The sequence below is a fragment of the Bradyrhizobium sp. Rc3b genome (assembly GCF_900114915.1).
Classification (GTDB): Bacteria; Pseudomonadota; Alphaproteobacteria; order Rhizobiales; family Xanthobacteraceae; genus Bradyrhizobium.
Window position 1 is genome coordinate 48,698 of the sequence record NZ_FOUS01000004.1, and the last position, 21,840, is coordinate 70,537.

Below are 21,840 nucleotides of genomic sequence, written 5' to 3' on the forward strand. Positions count from 1 at the left end.
GCGATGATCATCGCGTGACCGGTGACACATATCTTCCTCGCGGGTCGATCTAGCTTGCGGTCAGGTGGTTCGCAGTGATCCACCGGGAAGAGGACAAGACTTATGCGCAATACCATCCTTGTGGCCTTCGCAGCGATCACCTTGGCAAGCTTGGTGACACCCGCGAGCGCGCTGACCATCGTCCGCGATCATCGCGACCCGCCCATCGTGCGCGACCATCGCAATCAGACCATCGTCAGGGACCACCGCACGCAACCCGAGGTCCGCGATCATCGCCACTAAACGTCCCGGCGGCGGAGCCGAATCGAACGGGTTCGGCTTCGTCGTCTTGTCGAAAAGCCCGACAATCGTCCCGCGCACAACGCCGGTGTCCATTCGCGATTGTGAGGCCTGAGCACGCGCCAGCTTCCCGCTGCCATGCTATTGCTGCCTCCGCAACTTCCCGCGAGGCCGCCATGCTCCCCATTCCCGCCGATATCTTCACCGAGCCCGAGGACGTCTCGCCCGACGGCCTCGCCAATCTCGGCCCGCTCCGCCGTCTCGCAGGGCATTGGCAGGCGGACAAGGGCATCGACATCAATCCGAAGGCGGAGGGGCCGGAGCGGCGGACCTTCATCGAGCGCATCCGCATGGATCCGATCGATCCGCAGGCCAACGGGCCGCAGCTGTTGTACGGGCTGCGCTATCACATCCACATCAACACGCCCGAGGAAGACATCACCTTCCACGACCAGGTCGGCTATTGGCTGTGGGAGCCCGCGACCGGCCTGATCATGCAGACGCTGGCGATTCCGCGCGGGCAGGTGCTGCTGGCCTCGGGCAAGGCCGGGCCCGACGACAAGACGATCTCGGTCACCGCAAAGCGCGGCGACACCGCCTACGGGATCTGCTCGACCGACTTTCTGGAACAGGCCTTCCGCACCGACTCCTATCGCTGCGACATCACCTTCAACGACGACGGCAGCTGGACCTATCTGATCCAGACCGAGTTGTTCGTCCGCGGCGCGCCGTTCGACCATCGCGACACCAACACGCTGCAGCTCGTCGCGCCACCACAGCTCAATCCGCTCGCGGTGATCGTCAACGAACGCGCCAGGAGCGATGAGAAGGGCGATGGGTCGGCAGTGTGAAGCGCGGCGTCGGAGAATCGCATGAAGCCCTATGTCATCTGTCTGATGCACTCCAGCCTCGACGGCCGCACGCATCCCAGCCGCTGGCGCCCGAAGGGGGCGGGCACGGATTGGTTCGAGAAGATCCATGACGAGCTCGGCGGCGATGCCTGGGTGATTGGCCGCGTTACCGGCTCGGAGTTCGCCAAGGGCCAGCCCTATCCCGCGACGAATGCGAAGCTGCCGCGTGAAAACTGGTTCGCGCGGCGTGATGCGAAAACCTATGGAATCGTTCTCGATGCGCAGGGCAAGATCGGCTGGGGCCGCTCGGACATCGGCGGTGATCCGATCGTCGTCGTGCTGACCGAGAGCGTGCCGGATTCGCATCTCGCCGGCCTGCGCGGCGAGGGCGTATCCTACATCTTTGCCGGCAAGTCCGAGCTCGATCTGGCGCTGGCGTTGGATATTCTCAGCCGCGAGTTGGGGGTGAAGCGGCTGCTGGTGGAGGGCGGCGGCGTCGCCAATGGCGCGTTCCTGCGTGCCGGTCTGATCGACGAGTTCAACCTGATTCTCAGCCCAGCGATCGATGGCGCAGAGGGCGCGCCCTTCGTGTTCTCTTCGACCGAGGCGGACAGCGACAAGCGCGCACCGATCACGGCGATGACGCTGGAGAGTACGCGCCAGCTCGGCGACGGTGTCCTGTTGCTGCGCTATCTGATCACGAACGATCCGCAAGCCGCGAGCCGGTAACGCGCGGCCATGCCCGAGACAACAGAGCATATCGTCATCGTCGGCGCCGGCGCGGCCGGCCTGATGGCGGCGCGTGAGCTGGCGCGGGCCGGCCGCAAGGTGACGGTGCTGGAGGCGCGCGAGCGCTGCGGCGGCCGCATCCTTCCGCTGCCGGTCTCGGAGTTCGGCTACCCCGCCGCGGGCGGCGCCGAATTTGTCCATGGCGAGGCGCCGGTCACGCGCGGATTGCTGCGCGAGGCCGGACTGTCCCTTCACGAGATCGCAGGCGAGCAGTGGAGCTTTGACGGCACGGCGCTCTTGCGCGAGGAGCGCGACGATCCGCACGAGGCGAAGCTTCAGGCCGTGCTGAAGGACTTGAAGGACGATCTCTCCGTCGCCGAATTCCTGCGCCGGCATTTCGCCGGGGACGACTATGCGCCGATGCGCCAATCGATCGAACGGATGGTCGAGGGCTATGACGCGGCCGACCCCGAGCGCGCCTCGACGCTGGCGCTGCGCGAGGAATGGATGGATGGCGGACACGCGCCGCAGGCGCGCATCGATGGCGGCTATGGCGCGCTGATCGACTTTCTGGCCGCCGATTGCCGCAAGTCTGGCGTGACCATCCATCTCGGCGCCGTAGTGTCGGCGATCGAGGAGGACGGTGACACGGCGGCGGTTCGCTGCGGCGGCGGCGATGTACACGCCTGCGATCGCGTGATCCTGACCGTGCCGCTGCCGCTGCTGCGCGAGATGGCTCTGCCGGCGAGCGCGCGCGAGAAGCTTGCTGCTGCTGCTGATGACATCGGCTTCGGCAACGTCATCAAGATCCTGCTGCGGTTTGCGCGGCCGTGGTGGCGCGAGCGGCACGAGGATCTCGCAGCCATGACCTTTCTGCTGTCCGACCGGACTATCCCGGTGTGGTGGACGCAATATCCGAGCGGGCAGGCCGTGCTCACCGGCTGGTTCGGCGGCCCGCGCACGGCGGAGCTGGAAAGCCTCGGTCCACAAGGACTGATCGCCGCCGGGCTCGATTCGCTCGCTGCCATCTTCAAGTTGCCGCGTGAGGACGTCGCGCGCGAGCTTGTGGCGGCCACGGCGACCAACTGGGCGCATGATCCCTTTGCCCGCGGCGCCTATTCCTGGGCGACGCCGCGGACGCGCGCGGCACAAGCGGTCCTCGCGCGTGCCGATGGCCTGGTGCTGTTCTCCGGCGAAGCTCTCTATCGCGGCCGTGACATGGGCACGGTGGAAGCGGCACTGGCGAGCGGCCAGGAGACGGCAGAGATGATTTTGCGGGGGTAAGAAAAAGGCCCGCATCGCGGGCCTTTCCTTTTACCAGCGTCCGCCGCCGAAGCTGAACGTCACGCCCGGACCGCCGCCGCCGTAATATCCGTACGGCCCGCCGCCGTAATAGCCGTGGTGCCGCGGGTAATAACCGTAGCTCCGGTAGTGCGGACGATAGTAGCCGTGATGGTGGTGATGATGGCGCCAGTGATGGTGATGGCGGTGGCCATGGTGCCGGTGCTGCGCGCTGATGTCGGTCGACTGGCCGGCTGGCGCGTTCTGCTTCGCGCCTGAATTATTGGCCGCGTTCGCCGCCGATCCGCCGGCAAGCGCCGCAGCACCGACCGCCATCGCGACAATGAGATACTTCATGGTGTCATCACTCCAGTTGAATGTCGTGTGACAACAGATGGGCGTCGGCTGCGTTCCGGCCAGTGCGGGCGTCGAAACGACGCAGTATCGCGACGTCCGATTCGCGCGCGTGAACGCACATCGTGAGATTTATTGTCGCATCATCGGCATTGATCGCATTGCTGCCATCACTTGGCCGCGAACGAGGCGAGCACGTCGTCGCTGGTGACGATGCGCGCGAACTCGCCGTTGAGGTTCGACAACGTCATTGCATGGATTTGCTCGGCGGAATGCTTGTCGCCGTCGGGCCCGACGCGGTCGAACGTCCATGTCGCATCGCGCACGAGGTGCGCGTCGAACCCGAGATTGCCGGCCATCCGCGTCGTCGTCTCCACGCAATGATTGGTGGTGGCGCCGCAGATCACGAGCGTGCCGATGCCGGCCGCGCGCAGGCGCTCTTCCAGGTCGGTGCCGATGAAGGCGCTGTTGACGCGCTTGATGATGACAGTCTCGCCCGGTTGCTCGCGCGCCTCGTCCTTGACGGCGTAGCCGGAACGCGATGGCAGAAACGATGAATTCGGCTTGGTGCCTTCATGGCGGATATGAAAGATCGGCGCGCCGCGCGCTCTGAATGCCTGCAACAGACTGGCGATCCGCGCCACCGCATCCGGATTGTTGCGCCGCTGTCCCGCCGCCTCCCATTCGTCGAACGCGCGCTGGACGTCGACGACGATGAGAGCGGGGAGGGAGCGAGGCATGGAGGTGCTTTCGGTTCTATTGCTGAGTCAATTATGCGAGGCGAAGACGACGACGGGCAATGTCAATCTTCCCTCGTTTCGAGCCCCGTAGCCCGGATGCGGATTGGGAAAGCCGTGGCGTTCGGAGAGCGCCGCGAGGAACGCGTCCTTGCATGGCCGCCTTGCTGAGGATCAAAGCGGCAAGGGCTGGCCGGCCTAGTGTCGAGGCACCAAATGGTTGGGAATCGATGAGATGCGAGAGGACGCCATGCCGGGGCCGACGAGTCAACCGGACGGACTTGCCGGGATCAGGACGCTGCCGGAGCTGCTGCACTGGCGCGTCAAGGCGACGCCGGCGGCGGAGGCTTGCCGCCATTTCGATGCGACCGCGCGGCGCTGGGTCAGCCAGTCCTGGCGCGAGATCGATGCGCGATTCGAGCTGTGGCGGCGCGCGCTCGCCGCGGAGGAGTTCGCGCCGGGCGAACGCGTCGCCATCCTGATGCCGAATGGCATTGCGCATATCGCCATGGACCAGGCGGCGCTGTCGCGCGGCCTCGTGCCGGTGCCGATGCATGCCGTCGACAACCCCGACAGCATCGCCTACGTCCTCGTCGATTCCGGCGCGCTGCTCCTGTTCGTCGATACACTGGAGCGCTGGCAGGCGATCGTGGCGACCGGCCAGCCGCTCGACCATCTCAAGCGCGTCGTCTGCGCGGACGCAGGCGGGCTCATCACGCCGGACGCGCGCATCGTCGGGCTCGACCACTGGCTCGCACAAGCAGCCGGCGCGACCGCGCCGCTGCCCGATGTCGTGATCCAGCCGGACGATCTCGCCGCCATCGTCTACACCTCGGGCACGACCGGGCGGCCGAAGGGCGTGATGCTGTCGCACGGCAATGTCGTCGCCAATGTGAAGGCGATCGCGCATCGCATCGCCGCCGAACCGCACGACGTCTTCCTGTCCTTCCTGCCGCTCTCGCACACCTTCGAGCGCACCGGCGGCTATTATTATCCGATCGCGGCCGGCGCCTGCGTCGCCTATGCCCGCTCGGTGCCGCAACTCTCGGAGGACCTGAAGCGTGTGCGGCCGACGGTGCTGATCTCGGTGCCGCGGATCTACGAGCGCATCTACGCGCTGATCATGCAGCATCGCGCATCAGCTGGAAGTATCGAACGCGCGCTGCTCGACCTCACCATAGCCGTCGGCGGGCGCCGTTTCGATGCACGGCAGCGGCATGGCGTGCCGTCGCTGCTGGACCGGCTGGCCTGGCCGCTGCTCAAGCGGCTCGTCGCCGATAAGGTGCTGGCGCGGCTCGGCGGCCGCCTGCGCGTCGCGGTCTCGGGCGGGGCGCCGATCGCGCAGCCCGTCATTCGCCTGTTTCTCGCGCTCGGGCTCGACGTCCTCCAGGGCTACGGCATGACGGAGACCTCGCCGGTGGTGTCGGTCAACACCATCGATGACAATGATCCGCACTCGGTCGGCCACGTCCTCGACGGCGTCGAGGCGAGGCTAGGCGAGAACGACGAATTGTTGGTGCGCAGCCCCAGTGTGATGCTCGGCTATTGGCACAAGCCGGACGAGACGCGCCGCGTCAAGGACGCCGACGGCTGGCTGCACACCGGCGACCAGGCCCGCATTGAGAACGGGCGTATCACCATCACCGGCCGCATCAAGGACATCCTGGTCACGTCGACCGGCGAGAAGATCGCGCCGGTGGATCTGGAGACCGCGATCCTCGCCGATCCCCTGTTCGAGCAGGCGCTGGTGGTCGGCGAGCAGCGGCCGTTCCTTACCGCGCTGGTCGTGCTGAATGCCAAGGCCTGGGTGCAGGAGAAGGAACGGTTAGCTGCCAGCGGCAAGCAAGGCGGCGCGGCGGAACGGGCCGCCCTGCTGGCCAGGATCGCCGCGGCCGTGAAGGCCTATCCGTCCTACGCGACACCGCGCGCGGTGTGGTGGACGCTCGATCCGTGGACCATCGCGAGCGGCCTGCTCACGCCGACGCTGAAGAACAAGCGGCCCGCGCTCGAACGCCGCTTCGCAGACGAGATCGAAGACGTCTATGCGAAGAAGCCCGCGGCGATAACGCCGACGTGAATTCGCCTCTCCCCGCGGTTGATCCAGCGCAACTTCGGCCCCTGCCTCGCGATGCAATGTCGCCCTCGAATTCGAACGGCAGTCGAGGCAAGTCATGAAGGCGTATTTCATCGGCGGTGGCATTGGTTCGCTCGCGGGCGCGGCGTTCCTGATTCGCGACGCGCAGCAGCCGGGGCGTGACATCGTGATCCATGAGGCGCAGCCGCTGGTCGGCGGCAGCCTCGACGGCGCGCTGCTCGCGAACGGCGCCTATTCGCTGCGCGGCGGACGCATGCTGACCACCGACCATTACGAATGCACCTGGGATCTGCTCTCCAGCATCCCTTCGCTCGAGCATCCCGGCCGCAGCGTGCGCGACGAGACCATCGCGTTCAACCTGGAGAACCCGGCGCACTCGCAGGCGCGGCTGGTCGATCGCAACCGTTTCAAGCTCGACGTCTCGCATATGGGCTTTTCCGCGCGCGACCGGCTCGAGCTGTTGCGGCTCACCGAGGCTTCGGAGGAGACACTCGGCAACAGCCGCATCACCGACTGGCTCTCGCCAAAATTCTTCGAGTCCAATTTCTGGTACATGTGGCAGACTACCTTCGCGTTCCAGCCCTGGCACAGCGCGGTCGAGCTGAAGCGCTATCTGCACCGCTTCATGAACGAGTTTCCGCGCATCGAGACGCTCGCCGGCGTCAAGCGCACCGTCTACAATCAGTATGATGCGATCGTGCGGCCGCTTGCTGACTGGCTGAAGCGGCAGGGCGTGCAATTCGTGCGCGGCACCCGCGTCACCGACATGGCGATCGAGAGCGAGGACGGACGGTTGCGGGTGCGCCAGCTCGTGCTCGATCGCGACGGCCGCATCGCCAATGTCCGGCTCGAGGACGGCGATCTCGTATTCTTCCAGAACGGCTCGATGACGGACGCCTCGAGCCTCGGCACCATGACCGAGCCGCCGCCGCATCTGACCAAGAAAGACAGCCAGGGCTGGGCGCTGTGGGAGACGATCGCGAAGGAGCGTCCCGAATTCGGCAATCCCGCCGCGTTCAACAGCTCGATCCCTGAATCCTATTGGCTGTCCTTCACCGTCACCTGCCGCGATCCACTCTTCTTCGAGAAGATGGAGGCGTTCTCCGGCAACCGGGCCGGCACCGGCGGCCTCGTCACGTTCAAGGATTCCAACTGGCTGATGTCGGTCGTGCTCTATCACCAGCCGCATTTCGCCGGACAGCCGAACAATGTGCAGGTGTTCTGGGGCTATGCGCTACATCCCGACCGCGTCGGCAATTTCGTTGCCAAGCCGATGTCCGATTGCGGCGGCGCGGAGATCCTGAAGGAGCTGTGCGGCCATTTGAATTTCGATGTGAGCGTGTTCGCGGACGCGATCTGCGTTCCCTGCCGCATGCCCTACATCACCAGCATGTTCATGCCGCGCAATCTGGCCGACCGGCCGCTGCCGGTGCCGAAGAATTCGGTCAACCTCGCTTTCGTCAGCCAGTTCGTCGAAATCCCCGACGACGTCGTGTTCACGGTCGAATATTCGGTGCGCGCGGCGCAGATGGCGGTCTATCAGCTCATGAAGATCGATCGCCCGGTGCCGCCGGTGACGCGGCACGACAAGTCGCTCGCGGTGATCTTCGCAACGCTGGAAAAGGCGTTCGCGTGACGGCTGGCCAGCGTCGCTGGCGCCTGCGATAGGAGCTATCGCAACGCTGCCAGCGGCAGGCTAACGTGAAAGACGGCGCCCCCTGACGGCGCGTTCTCTGCCCAGATGCGCCCGCCATGCGCCTCGACGATGGTATGGGCGATCGAGAGGCCGATGCCCATGCCTTGGGTCTTGGTCGTGAAGAACGGCTCGAAGATCTCCGTCATCTTCTCCGCCAGGATCCCGTCGCCGGCATCGGCGACCGAGACGAGGGCCACATTACCGTCGGCAAGACTGGTTCGGCCGATGACGCGGCGCCGCTTGTCCGGGAGATGCGCCACGGCATCGATGCCGTTCACGACGAGATTCAGGATGGCCTGCTGGAGCTGAACCTTATCGCCCTTAACGCGGATATCCGCGGATGAGGGTTCGGTCATGAGTTCGACGTCGTGGGTCAGGGCCTGCACGGAGAGGAATCGAAACACCTCGCCAACCATCGCATTGAGATCGAGCTCGCGCCGTTCGGTCGGGTCTCGCTTCAGAAACGAGCGCAGCCGGCTGATGACGTCGGCGGCCCGCTGATCGTCCCGGCGAATGTGGTCCAATAAGTCCCCGATCTCGCCGAGGTCGGGCGCCGGATTCCGCAAGATCTGCTGGGCCGTCTCGGCATTGATCAGGATGGCGGCGAGCGGCTGGTTCAGCTCGTGGGCGAGCGAGGCGGACATCTCACCCGCGGTGGCGCGGCGATTCATGTGGGCGAGCTCCGACATGCGTTGCCGCGCCTCGACCTCGGCCACGAAGCGCAAGCGGCGCTCGCGCAGCAGAATGGCGATCATCAGCGCCTGCACCAGAACGACACTGGCGACGATGGTGGCGTGCCAGTGATACTTCTCCCAGAAGGTTGGTTCACGGAAACGCACCTCGCTGCCGGGAGGCAGATGGGCCTCGTCCACGTTCCAGCGTTTCAGCTCCCGCCAGTCGAAGATCGGCTTCACGTGATTCCCGCCGAAGGGGACGATGCTCGACGGGGCCTCGCCGCCGAGAATCCGCATGGCGACTTCGCCGGCTTCCCGTCCGATCATTTCGGGCAGCAGCAGGAAGCCGCCCACGCCCGAGCGCCCGAGGAACGTATCGGACGTGATGATGATCGGGCGGTTGGCGCTCTCGGCGATGCGTGCGAGCGCGGCGGCCGGGGAATAATAAGTGCCTTCGCCGTCGGAATACATCGCCGAGGTCAAGATCGCGGAGCGGGCGGGCAGGGACGCGACGTGAGCGCGGACCTCGCGCAGCACCGCGCCCGACAGATCGGTGACTTCGAGGTCGGGCATTGCCGCCGCGAAGTCCTGCTTCCAGTGTCCGTATGTCAGCGGATTCTTCCAGGCCTCGCCGACGAGAACGACCCGGTTGAGGTCGGGAACGACAGCGCGGGCTGCGGTCAGCAGCTGCGCCGGTCTCACCCGTGTGAAGACGGTCGTCGTGTTGGGCAGGAACAGCGCGCGCGTCTCGGGCAGATCGGGCACGAAGCCGTAGACGACCGGTGCATCTGGCCAGATCTCCTGCTTGCGCTTCCGAAGGAATTTCGCCGATGAAACTCCGATCGAAACGATGACGTCGATCGGCTGCTGCGCATATTTGGTCTTGAAGTGACCGACCAGGCTCTCTTCGTAGTCCGGTCCCGGGAAGCGGGCGAGATCGAGGCTCTCGCCGTAGGTCACCGTGTGACTCGTCCCGTTCGGCTTCGCGACGGCGCGGATGCCGGCAAATATCTCGGAATAGAAGGGCGAGCGAAAATCAGCCTCTTCCAGAACCAGGATCGAACGCTGCCGCTTGCCGTCGGCCGCGATGCATTCACGCGACAGGCTTGCGAGGAGGAAGATGAACAGGATGCGCATGAGCCCGGTGATCATACGCATTGCCGGGCTCTCGGCCCCGCCTCCAGTTGCAATCGGGCTTCCTCGGTGAGGACGCGCGCGAGAGCATACAAGCCGGACCTGGAGTTTCAAACGGAAGGATGCGCTTTCACTTCGCCGACACAGCAGGCGAGACGAAGTGCCGCTATTTGAACGGGTCCTGGATCGAGGGCAGCGATTGCCGGATGCGGCGCACGCTCACCGGCGTACCGTCGGAGACGAACAGCAGTTCATATTGCCGGCCCTCGCTGTCGGTGGCGGAGCAGGTGACGTCGGTCACCTTCCTGGCGGCGAAATTGCCGGTCTGGCGGCAGAGGCCGGTGGAGGTCTGCTCGGCCGGCACCGGCAGGCCGTCGACCCTGGGCCGGTCCTTGGAGTTGAGCAGCATGCGGTCGATCGGCAGCTCGTAGGAATTGTCGTCGGCGCGCTTGCCGTTCTCGCCGGAGAACGACACGACGTGGCTGTCGTCGGAGGGATCGTCGACCGCGACCGCGAAATTGACCCGGCCCTTGTCGCCGTGGGCGTAGGCCACCGTCTTGCAGGCGAAGGTGCGCCCGGCAACCTTGAAGGTCTTGCAGTGGCCGGACATCAGCGCCAGCAGGTCGATGAAGGCATTCTGCGGCGCCGGCGGGTTGTTGACCGGGATCGGCTTGGAAGTCTCGGCAAAACAAGGACTTGCCAACGCGGCGGCGAAGACTAGCTTGGCGGCCAGAAGCGGTCGGCAGAGGCGCATCGGAAGGCTCACGTGCCAGGGAACCACGGTCGGGTTCCGCACCATAACGATCGAACCGCAAATTGGTTGCGATCCCGTTTGTCCTGCAAGTCCCGCCTGGAATACCACCGCGCCACCCCCGACGGCGTCCACATCGCCCAAACCGTCCCGCAGGCACTTGCCGTCAGGCCGGTGTTTTTTTCGTGGCGGAACTCAGGCCATTGCCGCCTGCCAGCGCGCATCGCGAAGCGAAGGTCGGCGGTGCAGGCGGGCATCCAGCACGGCGCGGGCGCGGGCCAGCTCGCCGCTGCGCATCAGGGCGACGATGTAGGTGTCCTCGACCAGCTCGCGCTGGGCATGGCTGCCGCCGATCCGTACGACCTCGCCGAGGACCGGCGCCAGCGTTTGCGCGCATGAGGCGTAATCCTCATCCGCAAAGGCCGCCAGCGCGCGGAAGATCGCCGGCACCACGGGGCCGGCCGGCAGCTTGCCCTCGGCGAGGCGCTGCTCGATGGCCGCAAGGCGCGTGGTGAGCGCCGCGTGATTCTGCGTCGCTGCCGCGAACAGCGCCATGTGGATGTCGGCGAAAGACAGGCTCGACTTCGGAAACAGCTTTTGCGCGCTGGCGTCGGCGTCGAGCCACAGCTCCCTCGGCACGGAATGGCCGTAAGCCGACAGGCGCCACAGCAGCGAGGCGGCATCGGTGATGACGTTGAGCGGCGGCGCCTGCGTGACTGATGGCTGAAGCACGTCGGCATAGATCGCGAGCGCGCGAGCCGCATCGCCATGCTCGAGCGCGCCGAGCGCCTGGTGCCAGCTGATATGGCCGTGCAGAATTCCGGCGCGGTCGTAAGAGGGGATCCAGTCGTCGACGAGGCGGTCGGCCGCCTCGATCGAGCCGTCCTCGAACATTGCATGCAGCACCGCGTGTGCGGCGTGGGCATTCTGACGGCGTAAATTGAAGCCGCGCTCGGTCATGGCGCGACCGCGTGCGACGTCGCCGTTCTCGGTCATCGCCCAGCCGGCCATGGTCAGGAACCACCAATCCTCGCCATAATGCTGCGCAAGCGGCTCGCACAGCTCATGCCGCGCGCGGTCGTGGTCAGCTATGCCGGAGAAGGCGAACAGGCCGAACGCGCCGAGCGGCAGCGACAGCACCAATGCATCGCGCGGCCAGCTCTCGATATGCCTCAGCGTCGACACGATCGCCTCCGGCAGCCGGCCCTCGATCGCCAGCGCCAGCGTCTCGACATGCGAGCGCTCGCGCTCTGTGCCGCGCTTGGCGACCAGCTCGCGCGCAAGCGCCGCCTTTTGCCGGGCCAGATCGCCCTGCTGGTAGAACGCGTGCACGCGGGCGCGGGCGATATGGGGAAGCGCGAAATCCGGATCGGTCGCAATCGCGCGCTCCAGCATCTCCGCCATGCCGGTCCAGCCCGCGAGCATGAGATCGACGCCTTCGCGATAGGCGGATGCAGCCGCATCGGATGTGGTGGAGAGCGGCAGGCCGTAGCGGTCTTCGAGCGCCATCGTCGTCTCCCGGTTTCACGCCGTCCGCGCGCGGCGGCCTTCGATGGGGTAGGCGGGATCGTTGTAGCCCGGCGTCGAGGGGTGGCCCGGCACGACCAGCCGGTCGATCAGCGCCTCGTCATCCCCAGTGAAGCGGTAGTCGAGCGCGCTGATGTAGCCATCCCATTGCGCCTCGGTGCGGGGACCTGCGACGATCGAGGAGACGAAGGCGGAGTTGAGCACCCAGGCAACCGCGAACTGGCCGGCGGTAATGCCCTTTTTCTCGGCGTGAGTCTTGATCTCCTGCGCGAGCTGGAGCGATTCCGGCCGCCATTCGGTCTGCATCATGCGGGTGTCGTTGCGGCCGGCGCGCGTCTCCTTGTCGGGCGCTGCATCCGGCTTGTACTTGCCGGTGAGCACGCCTCGCGCCAGCGGGCTGTAGGGCACGATGCCGAGACCGTAATAGGAGCAGGCCGGAAAGTGCTCGACCTCGGGCATGCGATTCATCGCATTGTAATAGGGCTGGCTCACCGCGGGACGGTCGATGCCGAGACGGTCGCAGATGTTGCAGATCTCGGCGACCCGCCAGGCGCGGTAGTTCGAGACGCCGAAATAGCGCACCTTGCCGACGCGGATCAAATCGCCCATCGCGCGCACCGTCTCTTCCAGCGGTGTCGAATGGTCTTCCTTGTGCAGATAGTAGATGTCGATGTGGTCGGTGCCGAGCCGCGCTAAGCTTTCGTCTACGGCCTGCAGCACCCAGCGCCGTGACAGCCCGCTGCGGTTGGGATCGTCGCCCATGGGGTTGGCGAGTTTGGTGGCGAGCACCCAGGCGTGACGGTTGCCCGCGATCGCGCGGCCGACCACCTCCTCGGAGCCGCCCTTCGAGTAAGCGTCGGCGGTGTCGATGAAGTTGATGCCGGCGCCATGCGCTTTGTCGATGATCCGCTTTGACGTGGCTTCATCGGTGGGGCCACCGAACATCATGGTGCCCAGACAGATCGGCGACACTTTCAGGCCGCTGCGGCCGAGCTGACGGTATTGCATGGGCGGGTCCTCGATATCTTTATGGAGATCAGCATAGCCAGCTACAGTCGTCATTGCGAGCGCAGCGAAGCAATCCAGAGATGCGTCCGCGGATAGATGCTGGATTGCTTCGTCGCAAGAGCTCGTCGCAATGACGCGTGGCGGAAACTGCCCGCCATCCTCACAACTGTCATCGCCCGACTTGATCGGGCGATCCAGTATTCCAGAGACGGCTATGGTTGAGCCGAGAGGCTGCGGCGTACTGGGTCGCCCGGTCAAGCCGGGCGATGACGGCGGAGTGTGTGGTGGGCTGCGGGGGCAGCCCGACGGCGCGCTACCCCGGCCCCTTCAAGATTTTGAACACGCCATTCGCCATCACGATGCAGCGACCATCCACCGTCACTTCCGTGCTCATGAAGATCAGGCTGCGCGTCGAGCGCACCACGCGCGGGCGGGAGATCAGGATGTCGCCGATCTGGCCGGCCTCGACGAAGTGGGTGTCAAGCTGCACCGTCGCCATAAACTCTTTGCCTGAGATATAGCGGGCGGTCATGCCGCAGGTGCGGTCGGCAAAGGTCATCATCACGCCACCCTGAACCATGCCGCGGCGGTTGTGGTGCTTGTCTTCGGTGGCAAGCGCGAACTCGTAGTGGCCGTCGACCTTGCGCTCCCACAAGGGGCCGATCAGATGCAGGAAGCCCGTGGTCTCCAGGATGCTCCAGCCGTCTGATTTGAGCCTTGCGGCGGCCTTGTTGGTCATGTCGTCGTCCATTCAGGTGCGGGCCTTGCGATCTCGTTTCATCGAGGCCTGACGTGGTGTAGTCAAGCATCATGAGACCGTTCGATGATGCCACACGGCGGAATATCGCGAATGCCTGCGCGGCCTTCATGCGGCTGCCGGCGGGTGAAGTGCCGACGACGCTGAAGCGTGCCGCGGTGTCAGTTGTGCTGACCGCGAGCGAGGGCGATGACACCGCATTCCTGCTCACGCTGCGCGCATCGCATCTGCGCGCCCATCGCGGCCAATGGGCGCTGCCGGGCGGACGCTGCGATGTCGGCGAGACGCCGGTCGAGGCGGCGCTGCGCGAGCTCGACGAGGAGCTCGCGCTAAAACTTTCGGCCGACGCGGTGCTCGGTCTGCTCGACGATTATCCGACCCGTTCCGGGTATCTGATCACGCCGGTGGTGGTGTGGGCGGCCGATAGTGCCGCGATCAGGCCGAACCCGGACGAGGTGGCTTCGGTCCATCGCATTGCGCTCGACACCATCGAGCGCGACGACGCCTTCGATTTCGTCGCCATCCCCGAAAGCGCGCGCCGCGTGATCCGTTTCCATCATCAGGAAAGCCTGATCCACGCGCCGACCGCGGCCCTGATCTACCAGTTCCGCGAGGTGCTTGCGGGCCGGCACACCCGCGTGGCGGAGCTGGAACAACCGGTGTTCGCCTGGAAGTGACGATGGTAAACGGCGCGTTAACGTGACGGTTACCGGATGCCTGCTAAGAGGGCAGCATGCATCATTCGATTCGAAACAGCCTCTCTCGAAATTGCCTTGCGCTGGTTCCACTCGCACTCGTCCTGCTCGCGCCCGCCGCGCGTGGCGGCGAGATCGACGCGCTGCCGCCTGCCGTCCGCGATGCCAACGCCCAGTTGCTGTCGCAATTCTTCGCGCAAGGCGGCGCGTCCCCGGCGGTGCTCGAATATCGCCGCAAGCTCGCAGAATATCAGGCGGCGCGCGCGGCCTTCGACGCCGAGGCTGGCGCCTATTGGAGCCAAATCTCCGAGAAGCGGAAAGGCCGCAATGCCAAGCGGCGCAGCGGGCAGCAGGTGACGCTCGACGACTACGTGCTGGAGCATCCGCCACTCTATAACGGGCCGAAGAAGCCGGTGAATCCGGAGCCGGAGGAAACGCCGGACCGCCCCCCCAGAAAACCGATTCCCGTGGTTGCCGATTTCCTGCGCGCGGCGCAGGAGCTCTACCAGTTCACACCGCAGCGCCCGGCGAGCGAGATCGAATTCAAGCGCGCCTATGCGCGCTATGCGCTCGCCTCCGGGCTGACGCGCGAGCAGGCCGTGCGGGTCTATTCGTTCGAGACCGGCGGTACCGGCAGCCACGACGTGCAGGCGGGAATCGAGCATGGCGGCAAGCGCGCGATCTCGACCGCGATGGGCTACAACCAGCTCCTGACCACCAACAGCGTCGAGCTGCTGGCCGAGCAGGGCCACGAACTCATTCGCGCGCTCTCCGAGAAGGTGGCGCGCACGTCGGGACCGGCGCGCCAGTCGCTCGAGCACAAGCTCGTCGTGCTGAAGAAAATGGTGGCGCATGCGAAGTCGGTGCCCGATACCTGGTCGGAGCACGAGAAGATCGGCAACACCGCGCAGGGCTGGGCCATGCACGCGATGGTGCTCGACATCGACGTCGGTCCGATGCTGCAGACCCACAAGCTGCTGACCTCGGTGCTGTTCGCCCGCGCCAAGGGCTACACCCGTCCGCTGACGGCGGCCGAGCTCGAGATGATGAACCTCACCGGAGACGGCACCGGGCTCGACATGGTGACGATGCCGCAGGCGATGCGCGAGCAGGTGCCGACCTCGAACTTCTTCCAGCGCGGCGGCTACGAGCGCAACCCGGTCGCGATCCGCCACAACACGGTGGCCAAGCTGCTGGCGGTGACGGACGATCGGATGGATTCGAACAGCAGCAAACCCGGCGCAAGGGAATTGGCGGGGGCGTTTTAGGGAGCTGGCGAGCTGCCGCAGGGTGGGCAAAGCGACCTGTCCGCCATAGCTCGAAGAGCGGCGGCGGAAGCGTTGCCACGCACCTTTTGCGATAGGGAGAGATGGTGGGCACGGCGCTACGCGCCTTTGCCCACCCTACGGCAGCTTCGTTCGTGGCGAGAGCCGCCGCTCCTACTGATCCGGGCCGAACTTGAACTTGCCGTCGCCTTCCAGATAGGGGCCGCTGCGCATGTAGAGCTGGCCGTTGTGGCCGATGAAGAACAGCGTGCCCTTCGGGACTTTCTTGGCGCCCTTCAAGAGCTCGCCGGCGTTGCTGGTGCCCATCTTGTAGGAAAAGGTCTTGCCTTCCCTGTCATAGGCGTAGCCGGTGTCGGGCTTGAGCTCCCACGGCGTCGCCGGGGTTTGTGCGCATGCGGGCGCGGCGAATGCGCCGAGCACCGTTACGAGTGCAGCCGAAACAAGTGCAAATGTCTTGGTTGAAAATGCCATCATCCATCCTCCCCGTCGCTGGGGTACCCGGCTTGAACAAATCACGAACGGCGTATCCGGGTCAATTTGCGAAAGCGCCGCAGCGCATCACGTCTTGCCCAGCAGTTTGTGATTTTCCCTTCGTCCCCTCGCGACTATGTTCCGCTTTCCGTCTAGAACGCAACTCGACAAAATTATTGGTGGGGATGATTCGGATGCGCCATGTGATTAAACTTTGCTGGGCTGCTGTATTGTCGTTGACGGCGTTGGCGCCGGCAGCCCGGGCCGATGATTACCAGCTCAGCCACAACCAGCGCATTTCGTGCAGCCGCGGCCTTGCCCCGGGCAAGCTGAACACGGCGACCTGCAAGTCCTACACCTATCTGTTCAACACCAAGACCTCGGAATATTTCCGCTGCCAGGTCTCGCTGGCGCTGACCCGCGACAACAAGGAGGTCATCAACGTCCAGACCGACGGCGGCTGCATCAAGAAGCCGCGCATCTTCGAGACCGATGGGAAGTATGATTTCGACGCGACCGAGACCGAGCCGCCGAACACCAACTCGTTCTTCGGCCCCGGCGGCTATTCGGTGTGGGCGGCCGATGTCAGCGCGCAGAAGGTGCGCGGCTGCATCATCATCTCCTCCGGCCTCGGTTCCGACATCTCCAAGTGCCTGGACATGACGTTCCAGTGAAACGTCGATGGCGATGGCGCCGCTCCGGACTACGGCTGCGCCACCTCGCCGCACCCACAGGTTCCCAAAAACCCAGCCGGATCGGCCGTTTACCGCAGTCCTGTTTTGTCTTTTGGATGGGTTGACCCGCATCCCTCATCCGGCCAATTTCGCCGCCGGTTTGGGGAGAACAACAACCATGAAACGGACCATTTTCGGCGCGGCCGCGGCTCTTGCTCTGGCGGCGTCGGCACCTTGCGCGCAGGCGCAATCCTTCATCAACGTGCTGACCGGCGGCACCTCCGGCGTCTATTATCCGCTCGGGGTCGCGATCGGGAAGATCTACGGCGACAAGATTCCGAACGTGAAGACGCAGGTGCAGGCCACCAAGGCGTCGGTCGAGAATTTGATCCTGCTGCAGCAGGGCCGCGGCGAGCTGGCGTTCACGCTCGGCGATTCGCTCAAGGCCGCCTGGGACGGCGAGGAAGAGGCGGGCTTCAAGACCAAGCTCGACAAGCTCAGGACCATCGGCGCGATCTATCCGAACTACATCCAGATCGTCGCGACCACCGAGTCCGGCATCAAGACGCTGGCCGACCTCAAGGGCAAGAGCCTCTCTGTCGGTGCGCCTAAGTCGGGCACCGAGCTGAATTCGCGTGCGATCCTGGCCGCCGCCGGCATGAGCTACAAGGATCTCGGCAAGGTCGAATATCTGCCGTTCGCCGAATCCGTCGACCTCATGAAGAACCGCCAGCTCAACGCCACGCTGCAATCGGCCGGCCTCGGCGTCGCCTCGCTGAAGGATCTGTCGACCTCGAGCCCGATCACGGTGGTTTCGGTGCCGAAGGAGACCGTCGACAAGATCGGCCCGCCCTTCGTCTCCGCGATCATTCCGGCCAACACTTATACCGGCCAGGACAAGGACGTGCCGACGGCGGCCGTGATCAACTATCTCGTCACGAGCTCCGCCGTATCGGACGATCTCGCCTATCAGATGACCAAGCTGGTCTTCGAATCGCTGCCGGAACTGCAGAATGCGCACGCGGCCGGCAAGGAGATCAAGCTCGAGACCGCGGCCAGCGGCAGCCCGGTTCCGCTGCACCCCGGCGCGATCCGCTATTACAAGGAAAAAGGGCTGATCAAGTAAGACGCGCTCTATCCGCGAACGTCATGCCCGGGCTTGTCCCGGGCATCCACGTTCTTGGAGACACCGTAAGACGTGGATGGCCGGGACAAGCCCGGCCATGACGGTGTGGTGAGCAATGCCTCGATGTTATAAGCCACAGGGCTGAGGACGAATAAGATGCTGGAAAAGGCAGAGGGCACGGCGCCGGAGCCCGACAAGGTCAAGGTTGAGTTCGACAATTTCGAGCACGGTTTCCCGGAAGGTTTCGGCCCTCGCTGGTGGGGACAACTCGCCTACTGGATCGGCATCGCTTTCGCCACCTTCCAGCTCTATGTCGCCGCCTTCAACTATCTGCCGAGCCAGGTGGTGCGCGGCGTCCATGTCGGCTTCCTCGTCCTGCTCACCTTCGGCCTGATCGCCAATTTCACCGCGAAGAGCAACGCCGGCCGCGCGCTCGGCTGGGTGATCGGCGGCGCCGGCTTCCTGTGCGGGCTCTACCAGTGGATCTTCTACGCCGATTTGATCGCGCGCGACGGCGACCCGACGCGGCTTGATCTCGTGGTCGGCACGGTGCTGGCGGTGCTGATCTTCGAGGGCACGCGGCGCCTGATGGGCGCGGCGCTGCCGTTGATGTGCGGCGCGTGCCTCGTCTACTGGTTCTTCGGCCAGTACCTGCCGTCGCCGCTCAATCATCGCGGCTACGACTTCGACCAGATCATCACGCATCTGTCGTTCGGCACCGAAGGCTTCTACGGCGTGCCGATCTACGTGTCGGCGACCTACATCTTCCTGTTCATATTGTTCGGTTCGTTCCTGGAGCGCGCCGGCATGATCCAGCTGTTCACCGACGTCTCGCTCGGCCTGTTCGGCCGCACCCGCGGGGGACCTGCGAAAGTCGCGGTGTTCGCCTCGGGCATGATGGGTACGATCTCCGGCTCGGGCGTCGCCAATGTCGTGACCGTCGGCCAGTTCACGATTCCCTTGATGATCCGGTTCGGCTATCGCCGCGCCTTCGCCGCCGGCGTCGAGGCCACGGCCTCGATGGGCGGGCAGATCATGCCGCCGGTGATGGGCGCGGTCGCCTTCATCATGGCCGAGACGCTCGGCGTGCAATACTCCGAGATCGTCAAGGCGGCCGCGATTCCCGCGATCCTCTATTTCGCTTCCGCGTTCTGGATGGTGCATCTGGAGGCCGGCAAGCACGGCCTCGTCGGCATGAAGCGCTCGGAGATCCCGAGCGCCTGGAGGGCGCTGGTGACGCGCTGGTACCTCGTGCTGCCGCTCGCCGCGCTCGTCTACATGCTGTTCGAGGGTTTTACGCCGCTCTATGCCGGCAGCATGGGCCTCGCGCTGACGGTGGCGTTGATCCTCGGCACCGCCATCACCACCGGCGCCTCCTCGAATGTGATCCGCACCATCTTCTGGATCGGCCTTGCGCTCGTCGTCGCCGCGCTCTCGCGTGACGGCCTCAAGATCGTGCCGGTCGCCAGCGTCGTGGTCGGATTGATCGTGATCACCGCCTTCGTGCGCGGCGGCTTTGCGGCGTTGCGCGCCTGCCGCGATGCGCTGGCCGAGAGCGCCAAATCCGCGATCACCGTCGGCATGGCCTGCGCCATCGTCGGCGTCATCATCGGCATGATGTCGCAGACCGGCGTCGGCACCATCTTCGGCGGCTGGGTGATCGGTCTCGGCGAGAAGAGCCTGTTCCTGGCGCTGATCATGACCATGCTGCTGTCGATCCTGCTCGGCACCGGCATCCCGACCATCCCGACCTACATCATCACCGCCGCGCTCGCCGCGCCGGCGCTGGCCAAGCTGGGGGTGCCCTTGATCGCGAGCCACATGTTCGCGTTCTATTACGGCATCATGGCCGACCTCTCGCCGCCGGTGGCGCTCGCCGCGCTCGCGGCGGCGCCGATCGCCAAGGAGAACCCGGACAAGATCGGCTGGGAGGCGATGCGCATCGCGCTCGCCGGCTATGTCATTCCGTTCATCTTCGTCTACTCGCCAGCCCTGATGCTCCAGGCCGGCGACCCCATGGCGGCGAAGCTCGGCTTCTACGGCGCGGTGGCGCTAGCGAGCCTGAAGGCATTGGTGGCGATCGGCCTGTTCGGCATGGTGGCGATCGGCTTCCTGTTCACGCGGCTGACGTTGATCGAGCGCCTGGTCGCACTCGGCGCTGCATTCTGCCTGCTCGGCGAATTCGCGTTCAGCGACACCGCCGGCTTCGTGCTCGCCGCGGGGGTCGTGCTGTGGCAATGGCGGCAGCGCCCGCCTGTGACGGTCGAGGCGGCGTGAGCCTCTGCTTCGCAACGGCTTTCGGCGTGAAGGCGCTGGCGCTGTCCGCCTTCACGCTTGCATGGACGCATTCGATCGCGAAAGTCGACTGGCAGGAGGATTGGCGCGTCACCCCCGCCGGTCTCGAACTGGTGCAGGCCCGCGTCAAGGGCACCGGCCCCGGCATGGAGCCACCGCCCGAGGCGCGGCTGGTCGACGGCTGGTTTCAGTGGCAGCCCGCGCAGGCACCGATGCAGGAAGTCGTGCTCGGCAATTCGGGCGCGGCCGGCGAATGGCGGCTGTGCCATGATGGGCAATGCCAGACGCTGTCGGAGATTGTCGGGCATCCCATTGGTGCTAACGTCACCACGATGAAGATTTGCAACGATCCGTAGCCCGGATGGAGCGCAGCGCAATCCGGGACAGTGGCCCCGGATTTCGCTTACGCTCCATCCGGGCTACAACAAGAACAACAAGGAGACACACGATGGATCGGCTCAAGGGCAAGGTTGCGATGGTGGTGGGCGCCGGCTCGATCGGACCCGGCTGGGGCAACGGCAAGGCGACCGCCGTGACCTTTGCGCGCGAGGGCGCGCAGGTGTTCTGCGTCGACCGCAACGGTGCTGCCGCGGAGGAGACCGCGAAGATCATCACCGGCGAAGGCGGCAAGGCGACGGCGTTCACGGCCGACGTGTCCCGGTCTGCCGAGATCGAGGCGATGGTGGCGGCGTGCCTGAAGGCCTATAGCCGCATCGACGTGCTCGACAACAATGTCGGCATCGCCGAGATGGGCAGCGTGGTCGAGGTGACCGAGGAGAGCTGGGACCGCGTCTTCAGCGTCAACCTCAAGAGCGCCTATTTCGCCATGAAGCATGTCATCCCTGTCATGGTGAAGCAGGGCGGCGGCTCCATCATCAACATCTCCTCGATCGCCTCGATCCGCCACATGGGCATCTCCTACGTCACCTACGGCACCTCGAAGGCGGCGATGAACCAGATGACGCGCACCACCGCGATCGAGTTCGCGCGCCAGCATGTCCGCGTCAACGCGATCCTGCCCGGCCTGATGAAGACGCCGATGGTCGAACACTCTGCCGGCCTTGCCGCCAGCTACGCCAAGGGCGATGTCGAGGCGATGTGGCGCGCGCGCGATGCGCAGGTGCCGATGGGTCACATGGGCGATGCCTTCGACGTCGCCAACGCCGCGCTGTTCCTGGCGTCCGACGAGTCGAAATATGTGACGGGGATCGAGCTCGTGGTCGATGGCGGGATCACGTGCAAGGCGGGGGCGTGATTTTATTCCGGCTAGCCCCGTCATCCTGAGGTGCGAGTGGCGCGATGCAAAAGCATCGCGCCGGGAGCCTCGAAGGATGAGCGGCCCCGCTGCAGCCGGGCCGTCGCCCTTCGAGGGCCGCTGAAGAAGCGGCCACCTCAGGGTGACGGGGTTACATGGATGTTG

20 protein-coding genes and 1 pseudogene are annotated in these 21,840 nt (G+C 65.3%); 13 read left to right on the plus strand and 8 right to left on the minus strand.

What is annotated here, in order from left to right:
• Positions 1–102: 102 nt before the first annotated feature.
• The 4 genes from BM190_RS10275 (at position 103) to BM190_RS10290 (ending at position 3,143) form a co-directional block, all read left to right on the plus strand.
• A complete protein-coding gene (locus tag BM190_RS10275; RefSeq protein WP_092254096.1) occupies positions 103–282 on the plus strand; it encodes a hypothetical protein in 180 nt (59 codons plus the stop codon).
• Between the two features lie 173 nt (positions 283–455).
• Positions 456–1,130 (plus strand): FABP family protein, encoded by a 675-nt coding sequence (locus BM190_RS10280; RefSeq protein ID WP_092254098.1) that lies wholly within the window; start codon positions 456–458, stop codon positions 1,128–1,130.
• Positions 1,131–1,151: 21 nt separating this feature from the next.
• Entirely contained in the window at positions 1,152–1,859 is a 708-nt protein-coding gene (locus BM190_RS10285; protein WP_092254100.1) for a RibD family protein, read from the plus strand.
• Between the two features lie 9 nt (positions 1,860–1,868).
• Complete coding sequence (locus tag BM190_RS10290; RefSeq protein WP_092254103.1) at positions 1,869–3,143, plus strand: flavin monoamine oxidase family protein; 1,275 nt, start codon at positions 1,869–1,871, stop codon at positions 3,141–3,143.
• 30 nt (positions 3,144–3,173) lie between these two features.
• Here the strand turns inward: BM190_RS10290 and BM190_RS10295 are convergent, their stop codons facing one another.
• Positions 3,174–3,497, minus strand: coding sequence for a hypothetical protein (locus BM190_RS10295; RefSeq protein WP_018321286.1), 324 nt, complete (start codon positions 3,495–3,497; stop codon positions 3,174–3,176).
• A 167-nt stretch (positions 3,498–3,664) separates the two neighbouring features.
• Positions 3,665–4,234, minus strand: a complete 570-nt coding sequence (locus BM190_RS10300) for a cysteine hydrolase family protein (RefSeq protein WP_092254105.1) — start codon at positions 4,232–4,234, stop codon at positions 3,665–3,667.
• Between the two features lie 247 nt (positions 4,235–4,481).
• Here BM190_RS10300 and BM190_RS10305 point away from each other — a divergent pair, with 247 nt between their 5' ends.
• Together BM190_RS10305 and BM190_RS10310 are read left to right on the plus strand one after the other, a co-directional pair.
• Complete coding sequence (locus BM190_RS10305) at positions 4,482–6,308, plus strand: AMP-dependent synthetase/ligase (RefSeq protein ID WP_177237017.1); 1,827 nt, start codon at positions 4,482–4,484, stop codon at positions 6,306–6,308.
• 76 nt (positions 6,309–6,384) lie between these two features.
• Positions 6,385–7,962, plus strand: a pseudogene (locus tag BM190_RS10310) (oleate hydratase); the annotation flags it as partial.
• A gap of 35 nt (positions 7,963–7,997) precedes the next feature.
• Here the strand turns inward: BM190_RS10310 and BM190_RS10315 are convergent.
• The 5 genes from BM190_RS10315 to BM190_RS10335 form a co-directional block, all read right to left on the minus strand.
• Complete coding sequence (locus tag BM190_RS10315) at positions 7,998–9,854, minus strand: sensor histidine kinase (RefSeq protein ID WP_092254113.1); 1,857 nt, start codon at positions 9,852–9,854, stop codon at positions 7,998–8,000.
• Between the two features lie 142 nt (positions 9,855–9,996).
• Positions 9,997–10,584, minus strand: coding sequence for a hypothetical protein (locus BM190_RS10320; protein ID WP_092254871.1), 588 nt, complete (start codon positions 10,582–10,584; stop codon positions 9,997–9,999).
• Between the two features lie 192 nt (positions 10,585–10,776).
• Positions 10,777–12,090, minus strand: a complete 1,314-nt coding sequence (locus BM190_RS10325; protein WP_092254115.1) for a tetratricopeptide repeat protein — start codon at positions 12,088–12,090, stop codon at positions 10,777–10,779.
• Between the two features lie 15 nt (positions 12,091–12,105).
• Positions 12,106–13,116, minus strand: coding sequence for an aldo/keto reductase (locus BM190_RS10330; protein ID WP_092254117.1), 1,011 nt, complete (start codon positions 13,114–13,116; stop codon positions 12,106–12,108).
• Positions 13,117–13,429: 313 nt separating this feature from the next.
• Positions 13,430–13,855 (minus strand): PaaI family thioesterase, encoded by a 426-nt coding sequence (locus tag BM190_RS10335; RefSeq protein ID WP_177237018.1) that lies wholly within the window; start codon positions 13,853–13,855, stop codon positions 13,430–13,432.
• 68 nt (positions 13,856–13,923) lie between these two features.
• On the opposite strand from BM190_RS10335, the gene BM190_RS10340 reads away from it, so the two are divergent.
• Both BM190_RS10340 and BM190_RS10345 read left to right on the plus strand, forming a co-directional pair.
• Complete coding sequence (locus tag BM190_RS10340) at positions 13,924–14,550, plus strand: NUDIX hydrolase (protein WP_092254121.1); 627 nt, start codon at positions 13,924–13,926, stop codon at positions 14,548–14,550.
• Positions 14,551–14,606: 56 nt separating this feature from the next.
• Positions 14,607–15,836: a hypothetical protein gene (locus BM190_RS10345; protein ID WP_018321297.1), complete on the plus strand. Its 1,230-nt coding sequence runs from the start codon at positions 14,607–14,609 to the stop codon at positions 15,834–15,836.
• 171 nt (positions 15,837–16,007) lie between these two features.
• On the opposite strand, the gene BM190_RS10350 is transcribed toward BM190_RS10345, so the two are convergent.
• On the minus strand, positions 16,008–16,325 hold the full coding sequence (locus BM190_RS10350; protein ID WP_026202526.1) for a hypothetical protein: 318 nt from the start codon (positions 16,323–16,325) through the stop codon (positions 16,008–16,010).
• Between the two features lie 194 nt (positions 16,326–16,519).
• On the opposite strand from BM190_RS10350, the gene BM190_RS10355 reads away from it, so the two are divergent.
• The 5 genes from BM190_RS10355 (at position 16,520) to BM190_RS10375 (ending at position 21,675) form a co-directional block, all read left to right on the plus strand.
• A complete protein-coding gene (locus BM190_RS10355; protein ID WP_177237020.1) occupies positions 16,520–16,999 on the plus strand; it encodes a hypothetical protein in 480 nt (159 codons plus the stop codon).
• 178 nt (positions 17,000–17,177) lie between these two features.
• On the plus strand, positions 17,178–18,125 hold the full coding sequence (locus BM190_RS10360; protein WP_018321299.1) for a TAXI family TRAP transporter solute-binding subunit: 948 nt from the start codon (positions 17,178–17,180) through the stop codon (positions 18,123–18,125).
• 156 nt (positions 18,126–18,281) lie between these two features.
• On the plus strand, positions 18,282–20,402 hold the full coding sequence (locus tag BM190_RS10365) for a TRAP transporter permease (protein ID WP_092254123.1): 2,121 nt from the start codon (positions 18,282–18,284) through the stop codon (positions 20,400–20,402).
• On the plus strand, positions 20,363–20,776 hold the full coding sequence (locus BM190_RS10370) for a DUF1850 domain-containing protein (protein WP_092254126.1): 414 nt from the start codon (positions 20,363–20,365) through the stop codon (positions 20,774–20,776). The genes BM190_RS10365 and BM190_RS10370 overlap by 40 nt, the downstream gene beginning before the upstream one ends.
• A 92-nt stretch (positions 20,777–20,868) precedes the next feature.
• Entirely contained in the window at positions 20,869–21,675 is an 807-nt protein-coding gene (locus BM190_RS10375; RefSeq protein ID WP_092254128.1) for an SDR family NAD(P)-dependent oxidoreductase, read from the plus strand.
• Positions 21,676–21,840 lie beyond the last annotated feature (165 nt).

What these genes read in the sequence shown, in the direction of transcription:
- BM190_RS10275 (WP_092254096.1), top strand. Translation starts at nt 103, where the DNA reads ATGCGCAATACCATCCTTGTGGCCTTCGCAGCGATCACCTTGGCAAGC.
- BM190_RS10280 (WP_092254098.1), top strand. Translation starts at nt 456, where the DNA reads ATGCTCCCCATTCCCGCCGATATCTTCACCGAGCCCGAGGACGTCTCG.
- BM190_RS10285 (WP_092254100.1), top strand. Translation starts at nt 1,152, where the DNA reads ATGAAGCCCTATGTCATCTGTCTGATGCACTCCAGCCTCGACGGCCGC.
- BM190_RS10290 (WP_092254103.1), top strand. Translation starts at nt 1,869, where the DNA reads ATGCCCGAGACAACAGAGCATATCGTCATCGTCGGCGCCGGCGCGGCC.
- BM190_RS10295 (WP_018321286.1), bottom strand. Translation starts at nt 3,497, where the DNA reads ATGAAGTATCTCATTGTCGCGATGGCGGTCGGTGCTGCGGCGCTTGCC.
- BM190_RS10300 (WP_092254105.1), bottom strand. Translation starts at nt 4,234, where the DNA reads ATGCCTCGCTCCCTCCCCGCTCTCATCGTCGTCGACGTCCAGCGCGCG.
- BM190_RS10305 (WP_177237017.1), top strand. Translation starts at nt 4,482, where the DNA reads ATGCCGGGGCCGACGAGTCAACCGGACGGACTTGCCGGGATCAGGACG.
- BM190_RS10315 (WP_092254113.1), bottom strand. Translation starts at nt 9,854, where the DNA reads ATGCGTATGATCACCGGGCTCATGCGCATCCTGTTCATCTTCCTCCTC.
- BM190_RS10320 (WP_092254871.1), bottom strand. Translation starts at nt 10,584, where the DNA reads ATGCGCCTCTGCCGACCGCTTCTGGCCGCCAAGCTAGTCTTCGCCGCC.
- BM190_RS10325 (WP_092254115.1), bottom strand. Translation starts at nt 12,090, where the DNA reads ATGGCGCTCGAAGACCGCTACGGCCTGCCGCTCTCCACCACATCCGAT.
- BM190_RS10330 (WP_092254117.1), bottom strand. Translation starts at nt 13,116, where the DNA reads ATGCAATACCGTCAGCTCGGCCGCAGCGGCCTGAAAGTGTCGCCGATC.
- BM190_RS10335 (WP_177237018.1), bottom strand. Translation starts at nt 13,855, where the DNA reads ATGACCAACAAGGCCGCCGCAAGGCTCAAATCAGACGGCTGGAGCATC.
- BM190_RS10345 (WP_018321297.1), top strand. Translation starts at nt 14,607, where the DNA reads ATGCATCATTCGATTCGAAACAGCCTCTCTCGAAATTGCCTTGCGCTG.
- BM190_RS10350 (WP_026202526.1), bottom strand. Translation starts at nt 16,325, where the DNA reads ATGGCATTTTCAACCAAGACATTTGCACTTGTTTCGGCTGCACTCGTA.
- BM190_RS10355 (WP_177237020.1), top strand. Translation starts at nt 16,520, where the DNA reads ATGCGCCATGTGATTAAACTTTGCTGGGCTGCTGTATTGTCGTTGACG.
- BM190_RS10360 (WP_018321299.1), top strand. Translation starts at nt 17,178, where the DNA reads ATGAAACGGACCATTTTCGGCGCGGCCGCGGCTCTTGCTCTGGCGGCG.
- BM190_RS10365 (WP_092254123.1), top strand. Translation starts at nt 18,282, where the DNA reads ATGCTGGAAAAGGCAGAGGGCACGGCGCCGGAGCCCGACAAGGTCAAG.
- BM190_RS10370 (WP_092254126.1), top strand. Translation starts at nt 20,363, where the DNA reads ATGGCGGCAGCGCCCGCCTGTGACGGTCGAGGCGGCGTGAGCCTCTGC.
- BM190_RS10375 (WP_092254128.1), top strand. Translation starts at nt 20,869, where the DNA reads ATGGATCGGCTCAAGGGCAAGGTTGCGATGGTGGTGGGCGCCGGCTCG.